The sequence below is a fragment of the Caldithrix abyssi DSM 13497 genome (assembly GCF_001886815.1).
Classification (GTDB): Bacteria; Calditrichota; Calditrichia; order Calditrichales; family Calditrichaceae; genus Caldithrix; species Caldithrix abyssi.
Genome location: NZ_CP018099.1, coordinates 3,363,077 through 3,389,563, shown reverse-complemented (window position 1 = coordinate 3,389,563; position 26,487 = coordinate 3,363,077). Strand labels below are relative to the sequence as shown.

Sequence of the window (26,487 nt, the reverse complement as noted above, 5' to 3'; positions counted from 1 at the left end):
GAAAATTCAGGCGTGGATGTTGGATGAAGATAGTGATAAGCGGACTTGGGCTGATGGGCAGCTCGCTGGCGCTGGCCATTAAAAACAAACGCCCCGAGGCCGAAATATGGGGTTTCGATTTTCCGTCGGTGGCCAAACAGGCGGTCGAAAAAAAGATAATCGACCGAACTATAAGCGAATGGCCAGGCCAGTGCGCCGGCGCCGATCTGGTTTTTTTAGCCACGCCCATACAAATTATTGAAAAACAATTGCGCGAGTTGAACGGCGCAATCGACCGCCGAACTCTGGTGACCGATGTGGGCAGCACCAAACAAAACGTTCACCATATTGTTCGGGAAATTAATTTTAGCGGCGCTTTTGTCGGCGGGCATCCGATGACCGGCTCGGAAAAAAGCGGCCTGGAAGCGGCCAATCCTTTGCTTTACGAAAACGCCATGTATGTTCTCACCGGCATTAATGAGGAAAACAAAGCGCTGGTCGAAGGAAAATTAATCCCCCTGCTGGATGAAATAAAGGCGCGCGTGCTGATCCTTTCGCCTGAGGCGCATGATGAGATTATGGCCATGATCAGTCACCTGCCGCAGTTAATCGCGCTGAATCTGGTAAATCTGGTGGGCAAAAAAAACGATCCCGAAAAGCCGTTTCTGGACCTGGCGGCCGGCGGATTCCGGGATTTAACGCGCATCGCCAGCAGCAATTTTGCCATCTGGAAAGATATTCTGGAAAGAAATCAGGATAATATTAAAAAAGCCATTAAAGAACTGATCGACCTGTTTGAAAAACAATACCGGAAAATCGATGATCTTTCCGAGGATTTTCATCTGGCTAATTATTACCGAAATCAGATACCCAAAGCCTCCAAGGGCTTTTTGCATCCTTTGATCGATGTGCTGGTTTACGTTCAGGATCAGCCGGGCGCCATTGCGCGTATGTCCAATGCGCTGGCCGCCAGAGGAATCGATATCCGGGATATTGAATTGTTAAAAGTGCGCGAAAAAGAAGGCGGCGTTTTTCGCATTTCGTTTGATAATTATCAGCAAGCCAGCGAGGCCATTGAAATTTTGAATGCCAACAAGTTCAGGGCCTTTTTAAGAGATTAAAATGCAGGAGAGATACCGATGAAAAAATTACGGGTAGCCGTGGTCGGTCTGGGTAAAATCGCTCAGATTGCGCATCTGCCATTTCTGAAAAAAATGGAAGAGGTGGAGATTGTGGCCGTTTGCGATGTGGATGAAAAAAAGATGTCCGCCATTCTCTCCAAATTTAAAATCCCCCGTTGGTACAATCTGTTCGATGAAATGATCGAAAAAGAAGAGATCGACGCCCTGCACATCTGTACCACCAACCATTACCATTATCCCATGGCCTTAATGGCGCTTCAAAAAGGGATTCCGGCGCTCATTGAAAAGCCCATCGCCTTAAATGTCGCCGATGCCGAGCGCATCGCCGAATTGTCGGCCAAAACAAAGGTGCCGGTGGTGGTCGGAATGCACAATCGCTTCCGGGATGACGTGCAGTTGTTAAAAGAATTTTTAAACGAGAAGGAGCTGGGCGATCTGTTTTATCTGAAGGCCGGCTGGTTAAAAAAGTGGACCAGAGAAACGCTTTTAACCTGGGAAACTCAAAAACAGTATGCCGGCGGCGGCGTTTTGATGGACCTGGGCATTCAGCTCATTGATATGGCCCTTTACCTGTTAAACAAGCCTGTAATCCGATCTGTGCGCATGTTCGGCTACAATATTAAACCGCAATTTGAAGTGGAAGATTCGATGCTGGCCGTTCTGGAAACGGCCGACGGCATGAGCATGACGTTCGAAACGAGCTGGAATCTGCATCTGGATCATGATATTCAATATCAGCATCTTTTCGGCAAAAACGGCTCGGCCTATTTAAATCCCCTGCGCATTCAAAAAGTTTTGCACGGCAATCTGGTTACCGTAACGCCTATTGCTGAAGAGAGAGTGCGCGATCGCTATTTACGCGCCTATGAGCGTCAGGTACGGCACTTTATTAATGTGGTTAAAGGAGAAGAAGAAAATATGTCATCGGCCCGGGACGCCGTGGAAACGATGCGAATTATTGACGCCCTTTACCGCTCCATGAAGGAAGGTAAGGAAATTACGCTGGGCTGAAATTAATTACGAATTACGAATTGCGAATTACGAATTGCGGATGAGTATGCCCTGAAAAAGGTGAGTGGGAATCCTTTGCAAGGTGAATGGGATTCCCGCTTGCGCGGGAATGACGGTGGGGCGCCACTTCCATTCTTTAGACGAATTCCTTACTCTATTCAAAAAAAACAATTTTACCCCTGCGAAAATATGTTGCATTAATTACAAATAATTTCTTAACTTAATGCTTATGCGGTTATTCAAAAAAATGTTCTTAATCGTTATTTTTTGCGCATTCAACTCAAACGCGCAAAGTCCTGTGAGCAACGAAAAGGCGCTGGAAGCGTTGTTTTTCAGAGGACTGGATTCGTTAAAGTTCGAACAATTTTTTTCTGATAAACCATTAAGAATTAAGTTTGAAGGCCCGAACGACGAGCAGCGCGCTTTTTGTAAAAGCCGGTTGATCAAGTATTTTAATCAAAAACAAATTGCGGTGGATGAAACCAAAAAGGCGGTTACCCTGGTCGTCCTTGAGTTTAAACCGCAAATACGTTACCTTGAATCGGTCAGGCAGTTTTTAGGATTCGGTAAAACCATCAGACGCGAGATAGAACTTTCCTTTAAAGCCTATGTAGAAAAAGGACCGGCCGTGCAAAATAATGCGTACCGGGAGATTAACCTGACATGGAGCGATTCCATTAACCGGCGTACGGTCAACGGGTTGGAGGAGAGTCCGTTTACATTTACCCGTGGTCAGTGGGTCAGTTATTCGCGCTGGACGCGTTACTTGCAGCCGGCGATTATTGTAGGAAGCGTAAGCGCGTTGATTTATTTGTTTTACAGTCTGCGCATCTGATGAAATAAAATGTTGAACTTGTTCAGACCGTTGGCGTTTAAGCTCGATTGGGAAAAGTGATGTTAATGACGGAGGAATGATCTTGTTAAAAAAAGGGATTTTACTTTTAATTGCGGCTTTATTGTTTGGCTGCGCGGGAGTCCGTCCGCAGCCGGATTGGACAGCGGAACAGTATTTTCACTACGCCAAAAAACTGTTTGAAGATGAAAATTATTACGAAGCGTCTAACGAGTTTACGGTGGTTACGCTGCGCTATCCCGGCAGCAGCGTGGCCGATAGCGCTCAATTTTATCTGGCCGAATCGCATTACATGATGAAGGAGTATTTGATCGCTGCGGCTGAATACGAAAAACTGATCACCAATATGAATAAGAGCAAATTGGTGCCGCTGGCTCAGTTCAAAATGGCGGATAGCTACTACCAGCTTTCGCCCAGACCCGAGCTGGATCAGGAGTACACCTTAAAAGCCATTCGCGAGTTTCAGCTTTTTATCGAAGACAACCCCACCCATCCTTTAAAAGAAGAGGCGTTGAAAAAGATTGCCGAATTACGCGCCAAATTGGCCTTAAAAGAATTTAAAAACGCCGATATCTACCGCAAAATGCACGAATACAAAGCGGCCATCATCTATTACAATCAGGTTCTGGAAGATTATTATGATACGGAGTGGGCTGACGACGCCATGCTCGGTAAAATCGAAACCTATGTGGAGATGGGCGATTTTCAATCCGCTAAAAAAGAAATTGAGAAATTCAGGGATCAGTTTCCGGGCAGCCCGCTGATGAAAAAGGTGGAGAAATTATCGCAAAAAATCCCTGAGGAAAAAAATGAGCAGGTCTTCTCCGGCTCTGGCAACTAAGCTTGGTCTGTTTGGTGGCACCTTTGATCCCATCCATCACGGCCACCTGATCATTGCCGAATGGATCGCCAGCGAGCTCGGATTGGAGCGCGTCATTTTCATCCCTGTGGCCGAACATCCTTTTGGAAAAAGAGAGCGTATTACACCAGCTTTCCACCGGCTGGAAATGGTTCAGCGGGCTCTTGATGATTTTCCCCATTTTGTCCTTTCGGACGTTGAAATCAGACGCGGCGGCGTTTCTTACACCATTGATACGCTAAGTTACTTTAAGCAAACCTGGCCCCTGGCAGAATTGTATTTTTTCATTGGCGGCGATAATTTAGCCGAATTCCACCGCTGGAGGGAGTATAAAACGCTTTTAAAAATGGCTCGCTTTGTGGTGTACGATCGGCCGGGGGGTGAACTGCCCGCACATTTGCCGAAAGAAAAATTTTTGTTTGTTAAAGCTCCGCTAATTGAAATATCATCTTCTTTAATCCGCCAGCGCATCAAAACGGGTTTACCCTGCCGCAGCCTGTTGCCTCCGCCTGTGTGGCGCTACATCGAAGAACATCAATTGTATGGTTACAGGGAGGCAGGGGATTCCGGCTTTCGCCGGGCCCGGCCGGAATGACCGCCTCGCTGTCATTCCCGCGCAGGCGGGAATCCCTTCCACCCTTCCACGTCATTCCTGCGCAAGCGGGAATTCCCTTCGTTTTGCATGGGATTCCGGCTCTCGCCGGGCTCGGCCGGAATGACTGTCCCTTCCACTTTGCAAGGGGTTCCGGCTCTCGCTGCGCTCGGCCGGAATGACTGTCCGCCCCGCCGTCATTCCCGCGCAGGCGGGAATCCCTTCCACCCTTCCACGTCATTCCTGCGCAAGCGGGAATCCCCTTAGTTTTGCAAGGGATTCCGGCTCTCGCTGCGCTCGGCCGGAATGACTGTCCCTTCCACTTTGCAAGGGATTCCGGCTTTCGCCGGGCCCGGCCGGAATGACTGTCCACCCCGCCGTCATTTGAAAAAGCAGACCTGCATATTGCGTAACAATTCTATCTTTTGTATCTTCTATTTACCTGTGAAACTGTGATTGGCTGTTAATAAAAATCCTCTGATCGATTGTTTTTAATCGGTAACTCGTTTAATCATTTTAATCCTGCAAATTATTGTAATTGAAACATAGGAGCATGCAAATGAGCTGGCAACTTGCGTATCAAACCATGGAAATGGCTTTGCACTTCGAAAAACCTGTAATTTTTAACAGACATCCTGTGTTTTATTTTCGTTCGTTGTTAGGCAAGGAGCTTTTTTATCTGATCTGTCCCTTTCGCTCCAGGATGTGCGAAAGGTGCACACTGCGTTTTAAATGCGCTTACTCGTTTGTGTTTGAATCGCCGGTTACGCGCGACAATCCGGTTCTGTACGGCCGCAATTTCGCCTCGCATCCCTTTGTGATGTCCAGCGACGTTGGGGAAAGCCAGTCCACGGAGCGTTTGAATCTAAAAATGATTTTAATCGGCCAGGCGGCGGAATACATTCCCATTATTTTCTGGAGTTTTATTCGCGCAGGAGAAACGGGCATTTTTAAAAACAGGGTGCGCTACAAAATCGACGAACTGAAGATTAACGGGCAGCCGTCGTTTAAGGACGAAAAGCTAAATCTGCCTGGCGGCCCTTACCACTGGCAGCTTTTGGAAGAAGAAACCATAAAAAAAGGCAAATTATTTTTGGAATTTTTGACGCCTGTACGCTTTAAAAAAGATGGAAGGTATTTAAAGGAGATGAGCGTGGAAGATGTTTTACAGGCGGCCAAACGGCGGATGGAGATTTTAGTGGGAACGTACGGCGCTAAAGATTTTGTGCGCATGCCCTTTCCGCAGATCGAAGTGTTCTCTGAAAACGCGCAGATGCAGTGGAAGGACTACGTGCGCTGGTCGGCGCGGCAAAAGCGGCAGATGCGTCTGGGCGGCGTGGTAGGCATTTTATCTGTGGAGGGGCAATTCTCGGCTATGGCGCTTTCTTTGTTAAAGGGCGCCGAAATTTTTCATGTGGGTAAAAACACCAGCTTTGGATTGGGCAAAATAAAAGTCACCTTTGTGGAAGGAGAAGTTCATGGTTAAAGACATTGTGCTTGCCGGTTTGCTGCACGACGTGGGCAAGTTTGCCGAGAGAGGAAGCCCGCAGGAGTTTTCTTTTTCGGACGCGGAAGCGGCGCGTTTTCAATGGGCTCACGCGGCGGCAACCGAAAAATTTTTAAGGACGCGGATTCAATGGGACGGTTCGCGTCAGCCGCCCTGGTTCAACTACGCGGCCATGCATCACAAACCATCGGACAGCAGTCCCATGGAATGGATGATTGCCGAGGCCGATCGTCTGTCTTCTGGCATGGAACGGGCCTCGTACGCCGCAGACGAGCGCGAAGGCGGGACGCAAAAGTTCAAAACCCCGCTTAAACCGGTAACCGAATTTGTGGCTCTGGAGGATGACGGCCAGGCCATCGAAGGGCGGTATTACTTACCGCTGCGCGCCCTGCAACCCGACGAGGCGAACGCCTTTCCGCGCGAGGCGCCGGAAAGTCTTGATTTGAGAGACGATTATCAGGCCCTGTTCCGCCAGTTCGATGCGGAATTTGAAAAACTGCTCAGGCACGATATCGACCAAAAGATCGACACCCTGTATTTTCTGCTGCAAAAGTTCTGGTGGGCGGTACCTTCCACCACGCGCAAACGGGATTTCCCGGACGTTAGCCTGTTTGAACACGCTAAAACCACGGCCGCGCTGGCCAGTTGCCTGTACGTTTTTCACAAAGCGGACAACACGCTGAACGACGTAGAAAAGATTAAGAATCGCGCGCAAAAGAAATTTTTGTTGTTTAGCGGCGACCTGGGCGGTATTCAGAACTTTATTTACCAGATCTCTTCTAAAGGCGCCTATTCGCTGCTCAAGGGCCGTTCGTTTTACATTCAGATTTTAAGCGATCTGGCAGCCGAACACTTTGCCGAGGCGCTGGGGCTGACGCGTGTGAACATCATCTATTCCAGCGGCGGAAAATTTTACCTGCTGCTGCCCAACACGCCGCAAACCATCGAAACCATTACGGGCGTTAGTCAGGCGGTTAACGAAGACCTGTTCGACAAATTTAGCGGGGCGATCCATTTACGCAGCGCCTTTACCGAACTGAGCGGCGATGATTTGATGTTGAAAAACGGTCGTCTGTGGCAAAAATGGGAGGCGGTGAACCGCGGTTTGCAGCGCCAGGCGCAGCAACCGTTTATTACCCTGTTGAAAAACCGTCAAAAATACAAAGATTATTTCGGGCCTGGCAAAGGCGATTTGAAAACCTGCGACGCCTGCCACGGCGAGGCCGAAGAGCGCGAACTGAAAACGATCAACAACGCGCAGCTTTGCCCGGTGTGCGTTGAGCTTTTGAAAAAGGGCGAACAACTGAAAAAGGCCAGATATCTGGTGCTGACGCGCGAAAAAAAGGCCGGCAGCAAGTTCGATCTCTTTTTGGGCAAAAGAATTTATTTACACCAGAAGCTGGATACCGAATGGTTGCAAAAGTTGAAAAGCGGCGATCAGATATTTCAATTTAACGACACCTGTTACGACGCGCTTTTTGAAAACGAATGGTTCAAAAATCGCCTGCCCAAAGAACGGCTGGGAGCGGCTGATCTGGCCCGTTTTCAGCTTGGTTTTAAACACTACGGCGGCACGCGCAAGCTGGACGCCACCTTTGACGAAATTGCCGGTCGCGGTCAAACGGGCTTCGAAAAGCTGGGCGTTTTGCGCATGGATGTGGACAACCTGGGTATGATCTTTAGCAGGGGGTTACGCCATTACCGTGTTAAAAGCGCAGAGGGCGAAGGAAACGGCCATTTTTACTCCCTGGCGCGTCTGACCACCCTCAGCGGCCAGCTCAGCCTGTTTTTTAGCGGCTATTTGAATCAGCTGATTGCGGATGAGGAAGCGGCGCGTTGCGCCATTGTGTACGCTGGCGGCGACGATTTGTTCATTGTGGGCGCCTGGGATGTGGTTATGGAAAAAGCGCTGGAAATCCGCAAAAAGTTTGCCGCCTTTACCTGTTACAATCCGGCCTTTACCATGTCTGGCGGCCTGACCATCACTGGCGGCAAGTTTCCCATCTACAAATCCGCAGAATACGCCGGGCAGGCCGAAGAGACGGCCAAGAAATTTAGCGTCCATGGGCTGAGCAAAAACGCCTTTACAGCCTTTGGTTTGCCTTTAAGCTGGAATGAATGGTTTGAACTGGAAAACCTTAAAGAGCAAATCCTGCAAAACATTCAAAAAGCCGACGGACGGTACGACCGCGCTCTGGTCAATCACCTGTGGCGCATTGTGGAAGAGTACCAGAAACGCTACCTGGAACTGCAACGCCAGAGCTTTAACGCGGCGCAGATCAAAAACCTGGCGCGTCACGAACGCTGGTTATGGCGCATGGTTTACGACTTAACGCGCTTTAAAGAGCGCAACCGGTCGTTAAGTCCCTTAATCGATGAGCTGATGCGCCTTTTGGCCGGCGATGAGCGGGAAAAAGCCGGCGCGCGCCCCTTCATCGAACTTTTGCCGACCTTAACGCAATGGGTAGATTATTTAACCAGATAAAACAGCAGGAGGAATTATGGAGCCATTAACATTTAAAACCGATTGGATTAAAATTGGCGGCGCCAGTAAAGAATTTGTGGATTTTGCGAATCAATTCGGACGCGTTCTGAAAAACGGCCGCTTAACTAGTTCTCAGTTCAGAAATTTTTACAGCACCCTTAAAACAATTGAGATGAAAGGTTTTAAGAATACCAAAACAAAATTTTACATGCTTAAACCTTTGCTGGCGTATGGACAGGCCCGTCAGGGCTCCAGAGGTTACGGCGAGTTTAAAAAGGTGATGGATCAATGCCTTGATTTTATTATGAACGCCGAAGAAGATAAGCAAGAGCATTACTTTAAAAACTTTTGTCGTATTGTGGAAGCCATTCTGGCCTATCACCGCGCGCACGGCGGAAATTAATCGATAAAAAATAAAAATCCAAACCATAAAGGAGATAAAGACCATGGCTGAAAACAAAGCAATTTTAAGCAAAAAGATCTTTATTCGCGGCGAAATTCAAGCCCGCACCGGTTTGCACATTGGCGGTTCTTCGTTAGGTATGTCCATTGGCGGGGCGGATTCGGTGGTGATTCGCGATCCAATTAGCAACGAACCGTACATTCCCGGCTCTTCATTAAAAGGCAAAATGCGCTCCCTGCTGGAAAAGCTGGAAGGCCAGTTCTACATCAAAAACGGCGATTATTTACCGAGCAAAGACGTGAATCATCGCATTGGAAAGGTGTTTGGCGTTTCGGCTGATAAGGAAACGGAATCGACGCCTACGCGTTTGATTGTGCGCGACGCGCATCTGAGCAATGCCGACGCGCTGGCCGATGCCGAAAACACCGACATGCCCTTTACCGAGATCAAAACCGAGGTGACCATCGATCGCCTGACTTCCAAAGCTAATCCGCGCCAGATCGAACGCGTGCCGGCCGGTGCGCTGTTTGAGATGGAAATGGTGGTCAATGTGTACGAAGAAGACGACGAGGAGGAATTGTTAAACACGGTGTTTGACGCCTTAAAGCTGGTGCAGGACGATTACCTGGGCGGAAACGGCACGCGCGGTTACGGCAAGGTGTGTTTTACGGTGCGGCAGTTGACCTACAAAGATAGGAAAGCCTATCTGGAAAACGGAACGGAAAAAGAGATGGACTTTGAGGTTCCCGCAGAATTAAAGGGAGAATAGACCATGAACTACGCCATTTTTCGTTTAACCTTTGAAACGCCGCTGCGCATTGGCGAAGAGGGCATCGGCGCCGAAAAACTGGTGCCCTACGTGCCATCGGACACCCTTTGGGGGGCGCTGGTTAGCGCGCACTTTACCCTGGGGCTGCCGTTCGATTTTGACGATTTGCCCTTTTACCTTAGCTCGGCCTTTCCCTTTTTTAAGGAGCGTCTTTTTTTTCCGCCGCCTCTGGGCGCGCTGGATTATTTGCTGGATGGTCTGGATGAAACGCAGCCGGGGCGCTTGAAAGATCTTAAAAAGATTAAATATGTGGATCAAAAGTTGTTTGAGGCCCTGATCAACGGGCGGCAGCCGGCGCTAAAAGAACTGCATTTTTACGCTACGCAGCGAGAGTTTTTAACGCTGGAAGAGATTGACGGACTGCAAAAAGGCCCCTTGTTTGGCATTTACGAACGGCCGCGCGTGACGGTGGACCGCTTTACGGGCAGCGGCGCAGAGGGGCAAATTTTCTACTTTTCGCAAATGACCTTTGCTAAAGGGGCCGGCCTCTTTTTTCTGGCCGAATTTAAAGACGAGCGCGCCCGACGCCATTTTGAAGCGGCGTTGCGTCTTTTAGCCGACGAAGGCCTGGGCTCCGATCGTACGGTGGGGCGCGGCTTTTTCCGTTTTGAAAGCGCTGAAATGGAACTGGACGCGCCGCAGCAAAGCGCCTTTTTTACCACCCTGTCGCTTTACTTTCCGCAACCGACGGAAGTGGAAGAACTGTTGGAGTCCGGCGCGCGTTTTAAGCTGGCGCGTCGCAAAGGATACGCCGCCCATTTTCAGGCGCGCGGAAAACGGCTAGGCCAGACGCTGATGTTTGGCGAGGGCTCGCTTTTTAAACGGCCTGCGGGCGCGATGCGCTTTCCTGGAACGAATCCTGTGGTTTTGCAAAAAGACGCGCTGCCGGACGTGCCGTTTAACGTTTACCGCTACGGCCGGGCCTTTGATATTCCCACCATCATTGCAAAGGAGGCGCCATGAATTCCACTAAAATCGTTTTTGACTGTCGCCTAAAAACCCTGACACCCGTGCATGTGGGTAGCGGAAAGAACTACCTGCGCAACGCCGATTTCGAAATATTTCAAAACCTGCTAACCGTTTACGATAGCCACCGCCTGCAAAAGAAGATCGAACAGGCCGATCCGTCGATTAAAGACGCCTATTTCAAAGAGCTGCAAACGGAAGGTCCGTCGTTGTACAAATTTTTCCGCAGGGTGGGCTGGCAGAGCAATGAATTTGTGCGCTACCGGTTGCCTGTGGATTCTATTAATATAAATGAGATCAAAAGTCAGTTGCGCAGCGGGCTGGGCGTTCCGCTGATTCCCGGCAGCTCGATTAAAGGCGCGCTGCGCACCGCCCTGTGGGGCTATTTGCTGGAGCAGGCGCCGGACGCCAGGCAGATCGATCGCCTTTTACCGCAGAGCAGAGAGGTTAGGGATAAATACGCGGCGCAAAAGGTGGAAAAATATTTGTTTGGCGACCATCCTCAGAACGACTGGCTGCGCGCCCTGCAGGTGGAGGATGCGGCTTTTGAAAAGGAAGAGCTGGCTCTTTTTCAGGTTAAGATTTTAACGCGCACGCGCCAGGGTTACGCTTTTAAACTGCTGGGCAAAGAGCGTAAAAATTTGTCGCGCGAGCGGGCGCGGCAGGCCACTTCTATTGTGCTGGAGGCGCTGGGCGCGGACGCTTTGTCGCAAACAACGAGGGTTGTTTTAGACCGCTTTTTGCTGGAGCACGAAAAATTTAAGCCCACGCCCTTTTCTTTACCTTCGGCGGATGAGTTCTGGCCGCGGGTGCACGCCCATTTTTTGAAGTTAGCGGAAGGCGAAAAGGACTTTTTTGAGGAAATGGAGTTCAGGGAAGTGAAACGGTTTTACGAACGCTCCATTCTGGAAAGAAAATTTGCCGAAAACGAGTATCTGGTTCGTTTGAGCTGGGGCGGCGGCTGGCGCTTTATGACCGGCGACTGGTTGACGCCCGCACAAAAGGAAATGGTGCGCCGTATTTACAATCTGGGAAAAGGAGAGGCGGAGGATTTTCCGAAAACGCGGCGTTTAGTCGTACAAAACGATCTGCCGAGTGTGCCGCCGGGCTGGGCCACCATAACGGTGAAAGCAGTTAGGGCGGTTTAAAAAAAATGGTATCATCAAGCGAGGTATGGTTATGTCCACCGTGTATGTAGCGGCCGATCGGGCGCGGTTGACCAAAAGCGGGCAAACCCTGGTGTTGAAGTACGAGGACAACACGCAACGGGTGATTTTCCCTTTCCGCACGGACCAACTGGTTTTGATCGGCAATATCGACATTACTACCCCGGCCTTAAAACTGTTGATGCACCATCAGATAGATACGGTGTTTTTGAACAAGAACGGCAAATTCAACGGAAAGATTACCTTTAACCGGGGTAAGAATATCTTTTTAAGATTGCGTCAGTTCCGTTTGCTGGACGACGAGAAATTTAGCTTGCAGATGGCGCGGGCCATTGCCGGGGGCAAGATTCGCAATCAACTGGTTTTTGCCCAGCGCATCCGTCGCGAGCGCAAGGCGGCGGAGGTTACTCAGGCTATCGGTCAGATGAACGATCTGCTAAAAAAAGTTCAGGAAGCGGATAGTAAAGAACGTTTGCGCGGATTGGAGGGTAGCGCGGCCCGGCTCTATTTTTCTATTTACAAATACGCTTTTTTGGTTGACTGGGCCGATTTTCCCGGTCGTTCCATGAATCCGCCAAAAAGCAATGTGAATGCGGTATTGAGCTTTTTGTACACGCTGATCAAAAACCGCGTGGAAGCGGCGCTTGAAACGGAGGGGCTGGATCCTTACGCCAGTTTTTTTCACGCGCTCAATTACGGCAAAGTGGGGCTTGCTTTCGACATGATGGAAGAGTTTCGCGTACCGTTGTCGGACATGTTAACCGCGTCGCTTTTTAACCTGGGGATTCTGGACGAGGATGATTTTCGGGAGGTGAATTTCCGGAGCGACGACGACGAGTTTCCGCTGGAGATGGAGATCGTAAAAGAGGGCGACGAGCCGCAGATTTTGCCGCGCAGTAGCGTGGGAATTTTGCTGACCAAAAAAGGATTGACCAGGGTGATTACGCATTTTGAGAAGCGTCTGGAAACAGAGATCATGCATCCCTGGGCCGAGCGGCGGATGAGTTACAAGCAGATCATTCGATATCAGGCGCGTCATTTACGGCGCGTGATTAGCGGGGAAGAGCAGTATTACCAACCATTTGGCATACGATGATCTATCTGGTGTGTTACGATATTGCGGAAAGAAAGCGATTGCAGCGCGTGGCCAGGTTTTTGGAGGACCAGGGTTTGCGCGTGCAAAAATCGTTTTTTCAATGCGACGTGGATGCGCAGCGCATGGCACACATTCGGCGCGAGGTGCGCAAGCTGATCGACGAAAAAGAGGACGCCTTTTTCATTTATCCGTTGTGCGATAAATGCGCGCAGCATCCTTTAAGCGACGGGAACGGCGAACTATTAAAATTGGAGCCTTTTGAGATATTATGAGTCATTGGCTGGTACTATACGACATACGCGATGCAAAGCGTTTGCGGCGTGTAGCAAAAACGATACAAAATTACGGCACGCGGGCGCAGAAATCGGTATTTGAGCTGGAGGTGGAGGCGGAACAGATTTCGAAATTGCGTAAAGAGATACAAAAAATAATTGCGGATGAGGATTATGTGGTTTATTTTAATTTGTGCGAGGCAGACTGGCAGAAGCGAGAGAAATACGGTAAGGGACGTTACGACGAGGAACCGAACGAGGAATACTATATTTATTGAAGTGAGCTCCATTGCGTAAGGCATAGGCCTTTAAGCGCTATGCAAACAGATCAAAGTAGATTTGCGCGAACCGGGCGTAACAGGTAAAAAGCGCCTATTTAGCAGGGGGTTCGCGCAGGCTTTGTAAGTTCTTTGAAAACAAGGGAGTAGCTTTGAGAAAAGCGAAGGTGGAGCGGGGATAGGATAAAAAGATACGAGAAAAGAAAGAAGGTTCGCGTACGAGGCTATGTCAATCCCTGATATGAGCGGGTTGGCGGCTGCCGGAGTAGAAAAGGAATGACCTGCTTGAAGGGATTAAGACGCCGGAATTGGGGAGCTCGTTATCGTCTATTTCTTCCCAAAATGTAGAAAAGGAATGACCTGCTTGAAGGGATTAAGACTCTGGTAAAGCCCTGCGTAAGTAACTAATTTGTTACCTTTGTAGAAAAGGAATGACCTGCTTGAAGGGATTAAGACATTTTTCAGAATGCCAAGCGGTTTTAAATGCTATACTGCGGCAGTAGAAAAGGAATGACCTGCTTGAAGGGATTAAGACCGAAAAGAAAGCCTACAAAAAGACAAACTAAGTAGTACATAGTAGAAAAGGAATGACCTGCTTGAAGGGATTAAGACCGTGAAAAGCCAGTGGTTCTCCGCACTCTGGGCAGAACTTAGTAGAAAAGGAATGACCTGCTTGAAGGGATTAAGACTTTCCCCCCTTTTCAAATTCTTTGTAAATTATTTTTGTAGAAAAGGAATGACCTGCTTGAAGGGATTAAGACCGCTTCGCATTCCGAACTCATTGCGAGCATAAATTGCTGCCTTGTAGAAAAGGAATGACCTGCTTGAAGGGATTAAGACTTCCCTCTCTGCATGCAGTAATTGAGTTTCCACTAATAACCGTGTAGAAAAGGAATGACCTGCTTGAAGGGATTAAGACCTTTTAACCAGCTTGCGTAATGCTTCGGCATTTTTCTCTGTGTAGAAAAGGAATGACCTGCTTGAAGGGATTAAGACCTTTTGATTTGATCTAACATCTTTTACTCCTTTTCTTTTAAGTAGAAAAGGAATGACCTGCTTGAAGGGATTAAGACTGAGTTTCTGGATTAAACACCTTAGGATCACCGCTGTAGAGTAGAAAAGGAATGACCTGCTTGAAGGGATTAAGACGAGGATAAAGAAGGGAAGGCTCTACGACGGACGTAAAGCCAGTAGAAAAGGAATGACCTGCTTGAAGGGATTAAGACCTACCATTAAGATCTCCTTTTTGCAATAATTCTAACTGGTAGAAAAGGAATGACCTGCTTGAAGGGATTAAGACCTATTATCATTTTATTAATAAGTCTAAGAACGGATTCAAAGTAGAAAAGGAATGACCTGCTTGAAGGGATTAAGACTAGTATTCATTTCGTCGCTCCTTTATTCATTTTCTTCACTATAGTAGAAAAGGAATGACCTGCTTGAAGGGATTAAGACTCACCGCTGTAGAATATTACGGTGTCCCACCATTTTCCTTTTGTAGAAAAGGAATGACCTGCTTGAAGGGATTAAGACGGCTGCTGGGGCTTTATATGGCGACTGACTGGTTTCCGGAGTAGAAAAGGAATGACCTGCTTGAAGGGATTAAGACCCATTTTCCTTTTTCTACTCTTCTTTTGATTTGATCTAACAGTAGAAAAGGAATGACCTGCTTGAAGGGATTAAGACATGTAATCCGTTTTTGCCTCCTTTTACAATGGTAATAATTGTAGAAAAGGAATGACCTGCTTGAAGGGATTAAGACCAGTCTCTTGGATAGACTCAATCGCCTTCTTAGGAATCCAGTAGAAAAGGAATGACCTGCTTGAAGGGATTAAGACCATCATATATAGTATTCATTTCGTCGCTCCTTTATTCAGTAGAAAAGGAATGACCTGCTTGAAGGGATTAAGACTAATCAGCTGATGCTTTGGATAGGTCTTGAGCACTAAGTACTGTAGAAAAGGAATGACCTGCTTGAAGGGATTAAGACCAATTTTAAGAATAAATAATCATTGATCCGTCCGTACGTAGAAAAGGAATGACCTGCTTGAAGGGATTAAGACACGATTACTTTTTCCATGACTTTTCTCCTCAAGGTTAAAATTCGTAGAAAAGGAATGACCTGCTTGAAGGGATTAAGACAGGTCTTCCCAATCGGGGAATAGTTCCCCGAAATAGAAGACCCGTAGAAAAGGAATGACCTGCTTGAAGGGATTAAGACAATACCTATAAATTTATCCATAATAAACCTCCTTTTGGTTGACGTGTAGAAAAGGAATGACCTGCTTGAAGGGATTAAGACAGGTCTTCCCAATCGGGGAATAGTTCCCCGAAATAGAAGACGTAGAAAAGGAATGACCTGCTTGAAGGGATTAAGACCTCTATGTTCTGTAACTCTAACAATCTCGTGAGCATGTTTTAGGTAGAAAAGGAATGACCTGCTTGAAGGGATTAAGACTGAACCACTCACGGTCCGGGCTGAGGCGCTGGGCCGGATAATAGTAAAAAAGGAATGACCTGCTTGAAGGGATTAAGACTCAGAAGTGGGATTGGGGATAACACAATATAAACATAATAGGGTAGAAAAGGAATGACCTGCTTGAAGGGATTAAGACTGCTTTGATAGGGTTAAAATCGACCGCTTCGGCAAGCCGGGTAGAAAAGGAATGACCTGCTTGAAGGGATTAAGACTAACCCCACGATATGTTTCATCACTTAAGAAAAACCAGACACGTAGAAAAGGAATGACCTGCTTGAAGGGATTAAGACCATAGCAAGGCCTCTTTTAATTTCCTCGTCAGTAGCAAATTGGTAGAAAAGGAATGACCTGCTTGAAGGGATTAAGACGCAGTGTCAACGTGGCCAATAGCCGACGTAAAGCCATGTAGAAAAGGAATGACCTGCTTGAAGGGATTAAGACTTTTTCATTTTTTCTCCTCCTTTTTTGTTTAACTACGCACAAGTAGAAAAGGAATGACCTGCTTGAAGGGATTAAGACGAAATCGAAACCGATTTTGGTTTTAATCGGTTCCGATCCTTTTGTAGAAAAGGAATGACCTGCTTGAAGGGATTAAGACGCGGTCGAAGCGAAATCCTTTTCAGAGCCTGTGAAAGATTCTTGCCTAATCCCAGAATAAAAATCTGGGAGATGGGTACAGCAGACCGAAATTACAACTGACAACCAGTGCAAGCAACCAGTGCAGGCAACCAGTGCAAGCAACCTTTATTAAAGCCGCAAAAGCATGGCCGCTTTTATTTGAACCTTTAATCATTAAACCTGGCATGTTTTTCCAGGGCTGGCCTTCATTCCGTCCTGCCCTGGAGGCTGTTGCAAATTCAGTTTGAGTAAAATTCAAAAAATTTGTAAATTCTGGGCGACAGATAAAACAAGTAATAACAAAGGAATTCCATGAGTTTTATTACTTATAATCGCTCACAAATGAATCTCTTTGGCTATAGTGTGGAAGATTTTGCCAGAGACGATCCAAAGAGTCGATTTGTAGTGGAGTTGGTTTCGCGCCTTGATTTAAGTGCACTTTATTCCCGTTATAGTTCACAAGGCGGTGATTCTTATGCCCCAGACATGATGCTTGCCTTATGGTTTTATGCTTATAGTAACGGCATTACCAGCACCCGTAAGCTGGAGGAATTGTGTAAATATGATACGCGCTACATTTATATCACTGGGAATCAGCATCCGGATCATAGTACATTAAGTCGTTTTCGCAAGGCACATTTGGATTTATTAGACCAATATTTTGTAGAGATACTTTTAATTGCCCAGGCCGAAGGCATAAGTAGTTTCAACCAGATAGCCATAGATGGCACGAAAATCAAAGCGCACAGCAGTAAGCGTCATGGCTACACTGAGGATCAATTAGACAAACGTATAGAGAAGTTAAGAGCAGAGATCAAGCAATACATGCAGCGCTGTAATTTTGTAGAACAGGGGGCCACGGATGAATTAGATTTAGAAACTCTTCGAGCGGAGAAAGAACGGCTTGAGCGCTTAGAGAAAGAGATATTAGAACGTAAAGCCCAATTGAAAGAGCGTAAGAAACAGCTCAAATCAGAACACCGTTCAAGACATCAAATAAATGTAAAAGAGCCGGATGCCCGCATGATGCCTTCGGTGGATGGACCGGGCTATAACGCACAATTAGGCGTAGATATGTCCAGTCATTTAATAGTAGCTCATGAAGTCGTAAGCCAGCCCAACGACCAGGGTCAATTCATACCGATTCAAGAACAAGTAGAGAAGAATCTTGGTTCAGATGATAAGCGATCTTACACGGCCGATTCCGGTTATCACAATAGCACAGACCTAAAAGAATTGGAAGAAAAGCAGATTGATGCCGTAATAGCCGATCCCCAGTTATCCAATCGTTCGATAAAGGAGACACCAACCTCCAAGGAAGAATTGCAAAAAGAAGAAAGAAAACTAAAACGAAGTGATTTTGTGTATCATGAACAGGGAGATTACTATGAATGTCCGACGGGTAAGAAGCTTTTTCCAGTTGAGAGAAATAGCGAACGGATCGTATATCGTTCCAATGATTGTCAGGATTGTCCCTTAATTAATTTATGCATTTCCAGTAAAAAGAAAGTTAAGCAAATCCATCGTTCAGTTAATGAGAGTTATTGCGAACGTATGGCGAAAAAGTTACAAACTTCAGCGGCGCAGGAACGACTAAAAAAGCGTTCGGTGACAGTTGAACCTGTTTTTGGTAACTTGAAGCATAATTTAGGCTATCGTGGATTTTCCTTATCTGGTCTTAATAATGTTCGTAGTGAATTTACGTTAATGTGTATTGGGCATAATATTAATGTTCTATTTAAAAATATGTTAGGGAAACGTTTAGCAGCGTTTATAACAGCATCACAAGAAAAAGATGATCTATTAATTTTATTTTCAAAGAATATTTTGGCGTTTTTAATTCTATATTTTGCCCAACGCTTAAGAATGAGAAAAAATTATCAATATCGGAGAATATAAGCATTAATTCCTCCCCCCCATGCAACAGCCTCCCTGGCGTGGCTCCGTTCAAAATGACATCCCAGTGTCCATCCAACCATCCAACCTTCCAACCCTTCCATTCTTACACTCTTGTTAGCCCCCAGAAATAGTTATCATTCCACAAAAAATACTTTTGCAAAATATCCCAAACCATTTTATGGGTTTTTGTTAAGCTCTTTGTAAAAAAAGCTGAAAAATTTTAAAAAACAGATGTGTTACCGACTTATATATTAAGAAGCAAAATATTTTGGCCTTGCCACTTCTGCACGGATTTCCTTTTCAGATGTAAGGTAATTGCAGAAGCGCAAAAATAAATAAATTTTGATAAAAATATGAATCGAAAACCATGATACTATCTTTTTGCATATCGATCAGGTTAAGCCTTAAAACGTTCCTCAGCCCGCCGTTATTTTTTAACCGCAATACGGTTGACGAAAATTTTGAACTGCTACAAAAAAATAAAAGGCAAAGTTCAACAAGTAAGGTAACGAATTACGCCTTTACGGATAGAGCCGTTTATAACGGTTTTACTTATTATTATCGTCTTGCCGACCGCGATATGAACGGCGTAATTACTTATCATTCCACCGTCAATGCCACGCCGAATGCCAAAGGAATCGATTTTAAACAAAGGGCTGTAGTCATAAAAGAATTTGCACTGCATGCAAATTATCCCAATCCCTTCAATCCTGAAACGACCATTCGCTTTGACGTACCAACGCTAAACAGTGAATTACAGCACATTAAGCTTTCTGTTTACAATTCTATGGAACAATTAGTAGATGTTTTGTACGAAGGGGCCATTTCGGGCGGACAATATGAAATGAATTGGAATGCGGTCAATCTGTCTTCCGGAATTTATTTTGTAACTTTACAATCAGAACAATTGGCGCAAATTTAAAAAAATATAAAAGTAGGATAAAAGGGAAGGGAAAAAATGATGAAGAATCTGCATTTTTCAAAAAAAAGTAATCTTAAATGAATTATTTAAAAAAAAGGAGAAAAAAATGAAAGGTATCATTGTTTATATTGTGATTTTACTTTTCTTTATGAATGGGCTATTTGCAAACGACCCCATCGCCGTCTTCTATTTTAACGGCAATTTAAATAATGAAACATCCAACGGCACTTTATCCGTGTATCCCAACACATTTTCATCCACATTTGGCGGCAGCGGTGATTATACCTATTGGCAGTGGACGGCAAATACTAATCCGGGTGGAGGACTAACATTAGACCTAACGTTGGATAATATTGGGGATTATTCCGTAGGCATAAGGGTAGAATACGAGACGGTAACCGGTTATAGAAAAATCATTGATTATAAGAATGAAGCCAGTGATAATGGATTATATTTTTTGGATGGAGTTCTAAAGTTTTTTGGAAGTGGATCTCCTTCTGGAACCAAAACGATTTTAGCCAATACGATGTACGACATCATTATTACGCGTGATGGGTTAACGGATACATATACCGCCTATTTGGTAGATACGGATGGTACGGTTACGGAAGAATTTTCTTTTAATGACCAGGGTGAAGGCGAGCCATTTAATGTTGGAGGCGGGATCAGCAGGTTTGGATTTTTCTATGATGATCAGGCGACAAATAGTGAATGGACAACCGGAGGAAAAATTTATTCCATGAAGGTCTGGGATAGGGTTCTTTCGGCTAATGAAATTAAGAATGCGCTGGACCCGGCAGTTAATGTTATCTTTACAAATGGGAGTAATTATGTACCAGGAGGATTAACGCCAGGCGCCATTAATCAGCCTTTCGGTCGCTTTTCATTGTCAACAGAAAGTGGCAGCAGCAGGTTCGTAGGGGCAAATTTTGTTCTCAATGGCACACGATCGGGCGCCAGTAATTTTAAATTATGGTCCAGCACGGATGCCTCATTTGATCCCTCAACCGATATTCAGTTGGGCGCTACGGTGCTTAACGATCCTGGGGACGGAAATAGCATCAGCTTTTCAGATTTTTCCGATGACCTTCAGACAACCGCCAAATACTATTTTGTAACTTGCGATCTGGCGACGGATGCCAGCGGCGTAATTCAAGGCGTTGTACAAAACAATGCAGCGATCTTTCTTGTCGCTGGCACAATTAACACTACGCTTAGTAATGAACCGCTTTCAGGGGGCGATGTTTCTCTTCCTGTTGCATTGACTTCATTCAACGCAATAGCCGGCGACGGCGTTGTAACTTTAAAATGGAGTACTGCTTCTGAGGTTAATAACGAAGCCTTTTTAGTGGAACGGAGTATGGACGGGGAAAATTTTGAACTGTTTGCAGAAATCAAAGGGCAGGGTTCAACAAGTAAGGAAACGAATTACGCCTTTACCGATAGAGCCGTTTATAACGGTTTTACTTATTATTATCGTCTTGCCGACCGTGATATGAACGGCGTTATTACTTATCATTCCACCGTCAATGCCACGCCGAATGCCAAGGGAATCGATTTTAAACAAAGGGCTGTAGTCATAAAAGAATTTGCACTACATGAAAATTATCCCAATCCCTTCAATCCTGAAACGACCATTCGCTTTGACGTACCAACGCTAAACAGTGAATTACAGCACATTAAGCTTTCTGTTTACAATTCTATGGGACAGTTAGTAGATGTTTTGTACGAAGGGGCCATTTCGGGCGGACAATATGAAATGAAATGGAATGCGGTCAATCTGTCTTCCGGAATTTATTTTGTAACTTTACAGTCAGAAAAGTTTACAAAAACGCAAAAAATGATTTTGATGAGATAATGAACAGGAGATAATGTTATTTTGCTGGCTCCCTGAAAAAGCTCTGATAGTACAAAAAGCTGGCTAAAAAGAGGGCAAAACCGATTCCCATATAAAGGGGAGCCAGCAGAAATTTAGGAATCAGCTCGGTGGTACGCATAAAAAGCCCAATGGTCATCATTACGGCAATCAGCACATACGATTTCCATTCCTGAAAGGCAAATGCACAAACGTGACCGGTATAAGCCAGAATACGCTTGATGTTTTTATTAGCCACCATGCTAAAGCCGAAGCGGGCGATCGCGCTGCCGAGTAGAATTCCTGCCGTTATCACAAAAATAATCTGGCTGAGGTTAAATTCCACCATCCAGCGCAGGGCAAAAAAATTTAGCATAATTCCGGTACCGCTCCATATTATTCCTGAAAACAACAACAGCCACTTGCGGGGCAGACCAGGTTTAAGTTGCTCAATCATTTTCTGTCCTTTAAAATCATTCAGATTTTGATGATTACGTATTGCGCCTATGTGCCCAAAACGGATGCGACCGTTAAAGGCAAAACATGGTTCTCTCTGATCGGCGTAAAGTTAGGGGAATGTGCGATGTAATTCAATAGCCACCGCCGTTAATTTTAGAATTTTTATTTAAAACAGGCGTGATCGTTCAGATTTACTGGGGGCTACACCGAAAAATATAGATGCCGACGATCGGAGCGAGGATTAAGTCGTAATTATTTTCCACGCAAATTTCACAGATATTTAAAAAAAAAAATAATTTTTTTGGTTGGCTCTGTTCTACGGAATCAGAAAATAAATAAACAAATTATTTTAAGCGACCACAGAGCGCAAAGAATGTTAAAAATTAAATTGCCAGGGGAAGTTGAGCCTATAAGATTGTTTCCAACGGTGTAAGTGATTCCTGCGCTGGCCAGTTTCGGGCAAATGCGAGAAAAGGAGTAGCAGGCCGGCGGCCAATCAATCTTGAACCCTGATTTACTTGATTTCGTGATTACCATGATTTGCTTTTTATGCCTATAAAATTTCGTTTTAAATTTGAGAGTAACCCTTCACAGGTGAAAAAAATCAAGTTAATCCTGTAATCATATTAATCAAGGTTCAAAAACCACCTCAACCCCCCTAAACCTCTAAACTCCTAAACTCCTAAACTCCTACAAAGTAGCTTTCTAAGTAAAAACGGGTCTGGCAAAAGAAAGGAGACGGTTTTTTTTGATAAAAACTTTATCTGAAAACGGCGAAAATTATTTGACAAGGGAAAAATCTGTAATTATATTGCACACGTGTGCGAAAACGTGTGAGGAAAAAGCGTTGAAAACGTATCCGACCATTAAAGACATTGCCGCTAAATTGAATCTGCATTACACCACCGTGTCCCGCGCCCTGCGTGACCACCCTGATGTGAATGAAGAAACCAAACGTCTGGTGAAAGAAACCGCACAGCAAATGAATTACCGTCCCAACTACCTGGCTCGCAGTCTGAAACGACAAAAATCCAATAGCATAGGCGTTATTGTGCCGGAGATAAAACACCATTTCTTTTCTGCCGTCATCAGCGGCATAGAAGAGGTGGCTTATGAGGCTGGGTATGTGATTCTTGTGGCGCAATCGAACGAACAGATGGAGCGCGAAATCCTGAACTTAAATGCTTTTATTTCCAGCCATGTTTCGGGGCTATTGGTTTCCATTTCGCAGACCACCACCAGTTCCGATCACTTTAAAAAATTTATGGAGCAGGACGGCAAAATCGTCTTTTTTGACCGCGTTTGCGAAGACCTTGAAGCCAGTAAAGTGGTGGTTGATGATTATGATGGCGCATATAAAGCGACCGAATATTTAATCAAAAAAGGATATAAAAGGATAGGGCATCTGGCCGGAAGTAAAAATTTGAACATCGCCCGCAATCGGTACCTGGGGTATAAGGACGCCCTGAAGAATAACGGTCTTACGCCCAATGAAGCCTATGTGTACTGGGGCGGCTTGCAGGAGCAGGATGGGCGCAATGGAATGAAAGCCCTGCTCGAGTTGACGGAGCGTCCGGATGCCATTTTTGCGGTGAACGATCCGGTGGCCATTGGCGCCTACGACGTTCTAAAACAAAAAGGGCTCAAGATTCCGGACGATATGGGCATCGTCGGTTTTTCCAACAACCCCATCTCTTCGTTTGTGCATCCGCCGCTTACAACCGTACATCAGCCGGCGTATGAGATGGGAAAAAAGGCGGCTGAACTGCTTCTGCAACAGATAGACAGCCAGGTCGAAGAAGTTTCCCTTGTAAAAGAAGTTCTTAAAACGCGTTTAATCGTCAGGGAGTCGGCCTGATTTTTTTTTGCACGTTTCTGCTAACGTGTGCAGAGATGATTGAAAAAAATTGGAAAGGAGGTGAGCGAAAAAAAGTCGTGTTTAGTTTTTCAGGGTCTTAGGTAACTCAAATGTTAAACCTCAAAAGGAGGGGTGTAGTTATGAAGCGTATTTTACTGCTTTTTGTAGCTTTAATGTTTTTAGCAGGTTTAAATGCCCTGTATGCTCAGGTGGATTTTTTAAATCCGTACACGCCGGATGAGCATACAGTTCTTCTTTTACACTTTGATGGCGATTTGAGCGACGCTTCCGGCCAGACGGCCGGCGGTACGGGCTATGGCGATTACAGTTTTGTTCCGGGGCTTGCGAACTTCGATAAGTGTCTCTATCTGAATAACAGCGCTATATCCGATTCGTCTCGCGTTTTGGTGCCCGATACCGCGGCGCTGGATCTGCAGGGCTCTTTTACGCTGGAAGCATGGGTTTATTTCCTGACTTTTGGTGAAGGCTGGAGCGACTGGCGGGGCGCTCCGCGAATTCTGGCCAAGCCTTATGCGGTCAATTCCTCCTATCCTAATAGCTGGTGGTTTCCCAATTACTGGTTGATGGGAGATAGTTACAACGATACCTATATTTTCGGCGGCGGTTTTATGGGCATTAATCCGCAAGACTCAAGCTGGGTTTTTAATGGCGATTTGAGGCTCGATTTTAATTTTGTGGAGACCATGAAATGGTATCATATTGCCTTTATTTATAATCACGACGTCTATCCGCGTACGGAACAGCTTTTGATTCACGATAAAGACGGTAATTTACTGGTCATGTTGCATCGTACAATCGAAGATACTTCTTATGTCATTGCAACTAGCGACTGGCCGCTGCACATTGGCGAAGGCGGCGGAGGCGGGAATTCGTGGCTGGATGGTTTTATTGATGAAGTAAGAATTAGCAATATCGCCAGAGAATTTTCCATTCCACCGATTATTACCGGGACGACCGTGCCGGAGAACACCACGGATACCGAAGGCCCCTATGAAGTTAAAACCATAGTAACAGACGCCGATGGCCTGAAATCGGTTGTTCTAAAATATAATGTCGGTCAGGACTGGATCGATCTCCCGATGACCAATACGGCTGGAGATACGTTTGTCGCTTTTATTCCGGGTCAGCAACCCGGCACCTCCATAAAATTTTACATCGAAGCGACCGATAATAACGACCAGGTTGCGGTTGATCCGCTAAAAGCGCCGGAAGAATATTACAGCTTTGCCATTATTGTAGAAAAAGCGCTGGTCTTTTATCTTGACTTTGAAGAAGGCAGCGGCCAGCCCATCGACAAATCTCCCTACGCCACCACCTGTACCATTAACGGAGATGTCTCTTACGTTAGCGATGCGGTCAGCGGCCAATATGCCGCTAAATTTAATCCTGACGGCAACGGTTATATTACAGCCGACCCCACGCCTTTTATGGATTGCTATGAGTTCACGGTGGAAATGTGGATTAAGCCGAACAAGCTGGAGCAAAATTTAAGGCTCATTATTAAAGAAGGTTCGCCCACCTGGTACATGCCCAATTACGAAATCAAGGGCACCGCTTCCGGGCAGATCGAAGTTGGCAGTTATTGCGACCCCGGAGGCTGGAATAACTTTACCAGCGACACGGCTTTAACCATGGGGAGCTGGTACCATCTTGCTTATGTTTTTAAAGATACGGTGGCAACCCTTTACATTCTGGATGCTGAAGATAAGATCATTGAAAAAGTATCGCGCGTCGCCTTAGGTAAGCCCATTTACACCTCAGGCGCATTGCATATCGGTCACGCGCCGGGCGATGCTTACGGCCCGTATTTTGACGGCCTGATGGATGAGATTAAAATTTATAATTACGCCAAACAATTTGAGTATAAGTGGCAACCTTTTACGCCCGATGAGCACACGGTTCTGCTCGCGCATTTTGATGGCGATCTGTCCGATGCTTCCGGAAACCTGCCGGACGGCGTTGCTTCGTCAGATAAAGTGGGGTTTGTGCAAAGCAGGCCGGGAATGGGACAGGCATTGTATCTGGACAACAGCGCAGAAGGTGGCGCCTATGTGACCTTTGCCGATACCAGCATATTAGACCTGGGTAAAAAATTCAGCGTGGAAGCCTGTTTTAAAATTTTGAGCAAAAGCGATAGCTGGAATAATAATCCACGAATCTGGTCGAAATGCGGCGATCCATGGTGGACGGCTAATTACTATGGATTTGTACGCGCAGACGATGCCTTTTTAGCGGGTTACTACACAGGTTCCGCTTATTACGACAACGCCAGCGAGCCGGGAATCTTTAAACCAAACACCTGGTACCATATGTATTTCTACTATGATGAAGAATACGATTATACTTACCTTGTGGTGCATGACACTCTGGACCAAATCGTTTTTGAAAATACCATGCCCATAGGCGACTTAAAGGATGAATATAAAACCAGCTTTCCGTTATTCGTCGGTTTTGGCGGCGGCGGATCCGATAGCTATTTAAACGGTTACATCGATGAATTGCGTATCCAGAATTACGAATTTGTAACGGATATCCGGGATAAAGAAGATATGGCCTCAGTTCCTGTGAAATACCGCCTGGCGCAGAACTATCCGAATCCTTTTAACCCGACAACGACGATAAGCTATCAACTTCCTAAAACCAGCGACGTTGAGCTGACTATTTATAATATTTTGGGTGAAGAGGTTCGCGTTCTGGTAAATTCCAAAAAGACGGCGGGAAGTCATTCCGTTACCTGGGATGGTAGAGATCGTTCCGGAAAGATTTTGCCATCCGGCGTGTATTTTTATCGTATTAAAGCGGGTGAATTTTCTGCCATTAAAAAGATGATCTTGTTAAGGTAAAAGTTTAGCATGGATCGTTACCGGCGCTGATGGCTGGTAACGATCCGGTCTTTGAAACTGGTTTTCCGGTCAAAATCCCGCAGGCCAGCGGGGCA

Annotated in this window: 20 protein-coding genes and 1 CRISPR repeat array; of the genes, 19 read left to right on the top strand and 1 reads right to left on the bottom strand. The window is 45.9% G+C overall.

Features of this window, described 5'->3' with window-relative positions; all coding sequences use genetic code 11:
• The first annotated feature begins 23 nt into the window (after positions 1 to 23).
• The 17 genes from Cabys_RS13210 (at position 24) to Cabys_RS13130 (ending at position 21,214) form a co-directional block, all read left to right on the top strand.
• On the top strand, positions 24 to 1,100 hold the full coding sequence (locus Cabys_RS13210; protein WP_006926582.1) for a prephenate dehydrogenase/arogenate dehydrogenase family protein: 1,077 nt from the start codon (positions 24 to 26) through the stop codon (positions 1,098 to 1,100).
• Positions 1,101 to 1,118: 18 nt separating this feature from the next.
• Complete coding sequence (locus tag Cabys_RS13205) at positions 1,119 to 2,132, top strand: Gfo/Idh/MocA family protein (RefSeq protein WP_006926581.1); 1,014 nt, start codon at positions 1,119 to 1,121, stop codon at positions 2,130 to 2,132.
• A gap of 298 nt (positions 2,133 to 2,430) precedes the next feature.
• Entirely contained in the window at positions 2,431 to 2,967 is a 537-nt protein-coding gene (locus Cabys_RS13200; RefSeq protein WP_044280925.1) for a hypothetical protein, read from the top strand.
• 76 nt (positions 2,968 to 3,043) lie between these two features.
• A complete protein-coding gene (locus Cabys_RS13195; protein ID WP_044280924.1) occupies positions 3,044 to 3,826 on the top strand; it encodes an outer membrane protein assembly factor BamD in 783 nt (260 codons plus the stop codon).
• Positions 3,795 to 4,439 carry a nicotinate-nucleotide adenylyltransferase gene (gene nadD / locus Cabys_RS13190; RefSeq protein ID WP_006926574.1) on the top strand — a complete coding sequence of 215 codons (645 nt, stop codon included), beginning with the start codon at positions 3,795 to 3,797 and terminating at the stop codon, positions 4,437 to 4,439. The genes Cabys_RS13195 and nadD overlap by 32 nt, the downstream gene beginning before the upstream one ends.
• 556 nt (positions 4,440 to 4,995) lie before the next feature.
• Positions 4,996 to 5,922 (top strand): CRISPR system precrRNA processing endoribonuclease RAMP protein Cas6, encoded by a 927-nt coding sequence (gene cas6 / locus Cabys_RS13185; RefSeq protein WP_006926572.1) that lies wholly within the window; start codon positions 4,996 to 4,998, stop codon positions 5,920 to 5,922.
• Positions 5,915 to 8,428, top strand: coding sequence for a type III-A CRISPR-associated protein Cas10/Csm1 (gene cas10, locus Cabys_RS13180; protein ID WP_006926571.1), 2,514 nt, complete (start codon positions 5,915 to 5,917; stop codon positions 8,426 to 8,428). The genes cas6 and cas10 overlap by 8 nt, the downstream gene beginning before the upstream one ends.
• Positions 8,429 to 8,444: 16 nt before the next feature.
• Positions 8,445 to 8,831 carry a type III-A CRISPR-associated protein Csm2 gene (csm2, locus tag Cabys_RS13175; protein WP_006926569.1) on the top strand — a complete coding sequence of 129 codons (387 nt, stop codon included), beginning with the start codon at positions 8,445 to 8,447 and terminating at the stop codon, positions 8,829 to 8,831.
• A gap of 43 nt (positions 8,832 to 8,874) precedes the next feature.
• The gene (gene csm3 / locus Cabys_RS13170) at positions 8,875 to 9,600 is read left to right on the top strand and encodes a type III-A CRISPR-associated RAMP protein Csm3 (protein ID WP_006926568.1); all 726 of its coding nucleotides are present in this window, start codon (positions 8,875 to 8,877) and stop codon (positions 9,598 to 9,600) included.
• 3 nt (positions 9,601 to 9,603) lie between these two features.
• A complete protein-coding gene (gene csm4, locus Cabys_RS13165) occupies positions 9,604 to 10,623 on the top strand; it encodes a type III-A CRISPR-associated RAMP protein Csm4 (protein WP_006926567.1) in 1,020 nt (339 codons plus the stop codon).
• Positions 10,620 to 11,774: a type III-A CRISPR-associated RAMP protein Csm5 gene (gene csm5 / locus Cabys_RS13160; RefSeq protein WP_006926566.1), complete on the top strand. Its 1,155-nt coding sequence runs from the start codon at positions 10,620 to 10,622 to the stop codon at positions 11,772 to 11,774. The genes csm4 and csm5 overlap by 4 nt, the downstream gene beginning before the upstream one ends.
• 31 nt (positions 11,775 to 11,805) lie before the next feature.
• On the top strand, positions 11,806 to 12,888 hold the full coding sequence (cas1, locus tag Cabys_RS13155) for a CRISPR-associated endonuclease Cas1 (protein ID WP_006926565.1): 1,083 nt from the start codon (positions 11,806 to 11,808) through the stop codon (positions 12,886 to 12,888).
• The gene (gene cas2, locus Cabys_RS13150) at positions 12,885 to 13,160 is read left to right on the top strand and encodes a CRISPR-associated endonuclease Cas2 (protein WP_006926564.1); all 276 of its coding nucleotides are present in this window, start codon (positions 12,885 to 12,887) and stop codon (positions 13,158 to 13,160) included. The genes cas1 and cas2 (Cabys_RS13150) overlap by 4 nt, the downstream gene beginning before the upstream one ends.
• Positions 13,157 to 13,438 carry a CRISPR-associated endonuclease Cas2 gene (cas2, locus tag Cabys_RS13145; protein WP_006926563.1) on the top strand — a complete coding sequence of 94 codons (282 nt, stop codon included), beginning with the start codon at positions 13,157 to 13,159 and terminating at the stop codon, positions 13,436 to 13,438. Before cas2 (Cabys_RS13150) ends, cas2 (Cabys_RS13145) begins: the two co-directional genes overlap by 4 nt.
• A gap of 265 nt (positions 13,439 to 13,703) precedes the next feature.
• A CRISPR array of direct repeats spans positions 13,704 to 16,515; the repeat unit is 36 nt; unit sequence GTAGAAAAGGAATGACCTGCTTGAAGGGATTAAGAC.
• 332 nt (positions 16,516 to 16,847) lie between these two features.
• Positions 16,848 to 18,434 carry an IS1182 family transposase gene (locus Cabys_RS13140; RefSeq protein WP_006926562.1) on the top strand — a complete coding sequence of 529 codons (1,587 nt, stop codon included), beginning with the start codon at positions 16,848 to 16,850 and terminating at the stop codon, positions 18,432 to 18,434.
• A 367-nt stretch (positions 18,435 to 18,801) separates the two neighbouring features.
• Entirely contained in the window at positions 18,802 to 19,356 is a 555-nt protein-coding gene (locus Cabys_RS13135) for a T9SS type A sorting domain-containing protein (protein WP_006926561.1), read from the top strand.
• A gap of 106 nt (positions 19,357 to 19,462) precedes the next feature.
• On the top strand, positions 19,463 to 21,214 hold the full coding sequence (locus tag Cabys_RS13130; protein ID WP_006926559.1) for a T9SS type A sorting domain-containing protein: 1,752 nt from the start codon (positions 19,463 to 19,465) through the stop codon (positions 21,212 to 21,214).
• Positions 21,215 to 21,230: 16 nt separating this feature from the next.
• Here the strand turns inward: Cabys_RS13130 and Cabys_RS13125 are convergent, their stop codons facing one another.
• Positions 21,231 to 21,668, bottom strand: coding sequence for a hypothetical protein (locus Cabys_RS13125; RefSeq protein ID WP_006926558.1), 438 nt, complete (start codon positions 21,666 to 21,668; stop codon positions 21,231 to 21,233).
• Between the two features lie 849 nt (positions 21,669 to 22,517).
• Between Cabys_RS13125 and Cabys_RS13120 the strand changes: the two genes are divergently transcribed.
• Both Cabys_RS13120 and Cabys_RS13115 read left to right on the top strand, forming a co-directional pair.
• Positions 22,518 to 23,528, top strand: a complete 1,011-nt coding sequence (locus Cabys_RS13120) for a LacI family DNA-binding transcriptional regulator (RefSeq protein ID WP_044281468.1) — start codon at positions 22,518 to 22,520, stop codon at positions 23,526 to 23,528.
• A 140-nt stretch (positions 23,529 to 23,668) separates the two neighbouring features.
• The gene (locus Cabys_RS13115; RefSeq protein ID WP_006926556.1) at positions 23,669 to 26,392 is read left to right on the top strand and encodes a LamG-like jellyroll fold domain-containing protein; all 2,724 of its coding nucleotides are present in this window, start codon (positions 23,669 to 23,671) and stop codon (positions 26,390 to 26,392) included.
• The last annotated feature ends 95 nt before the right edge of the window (positions 26,393 to 26,487 follow it).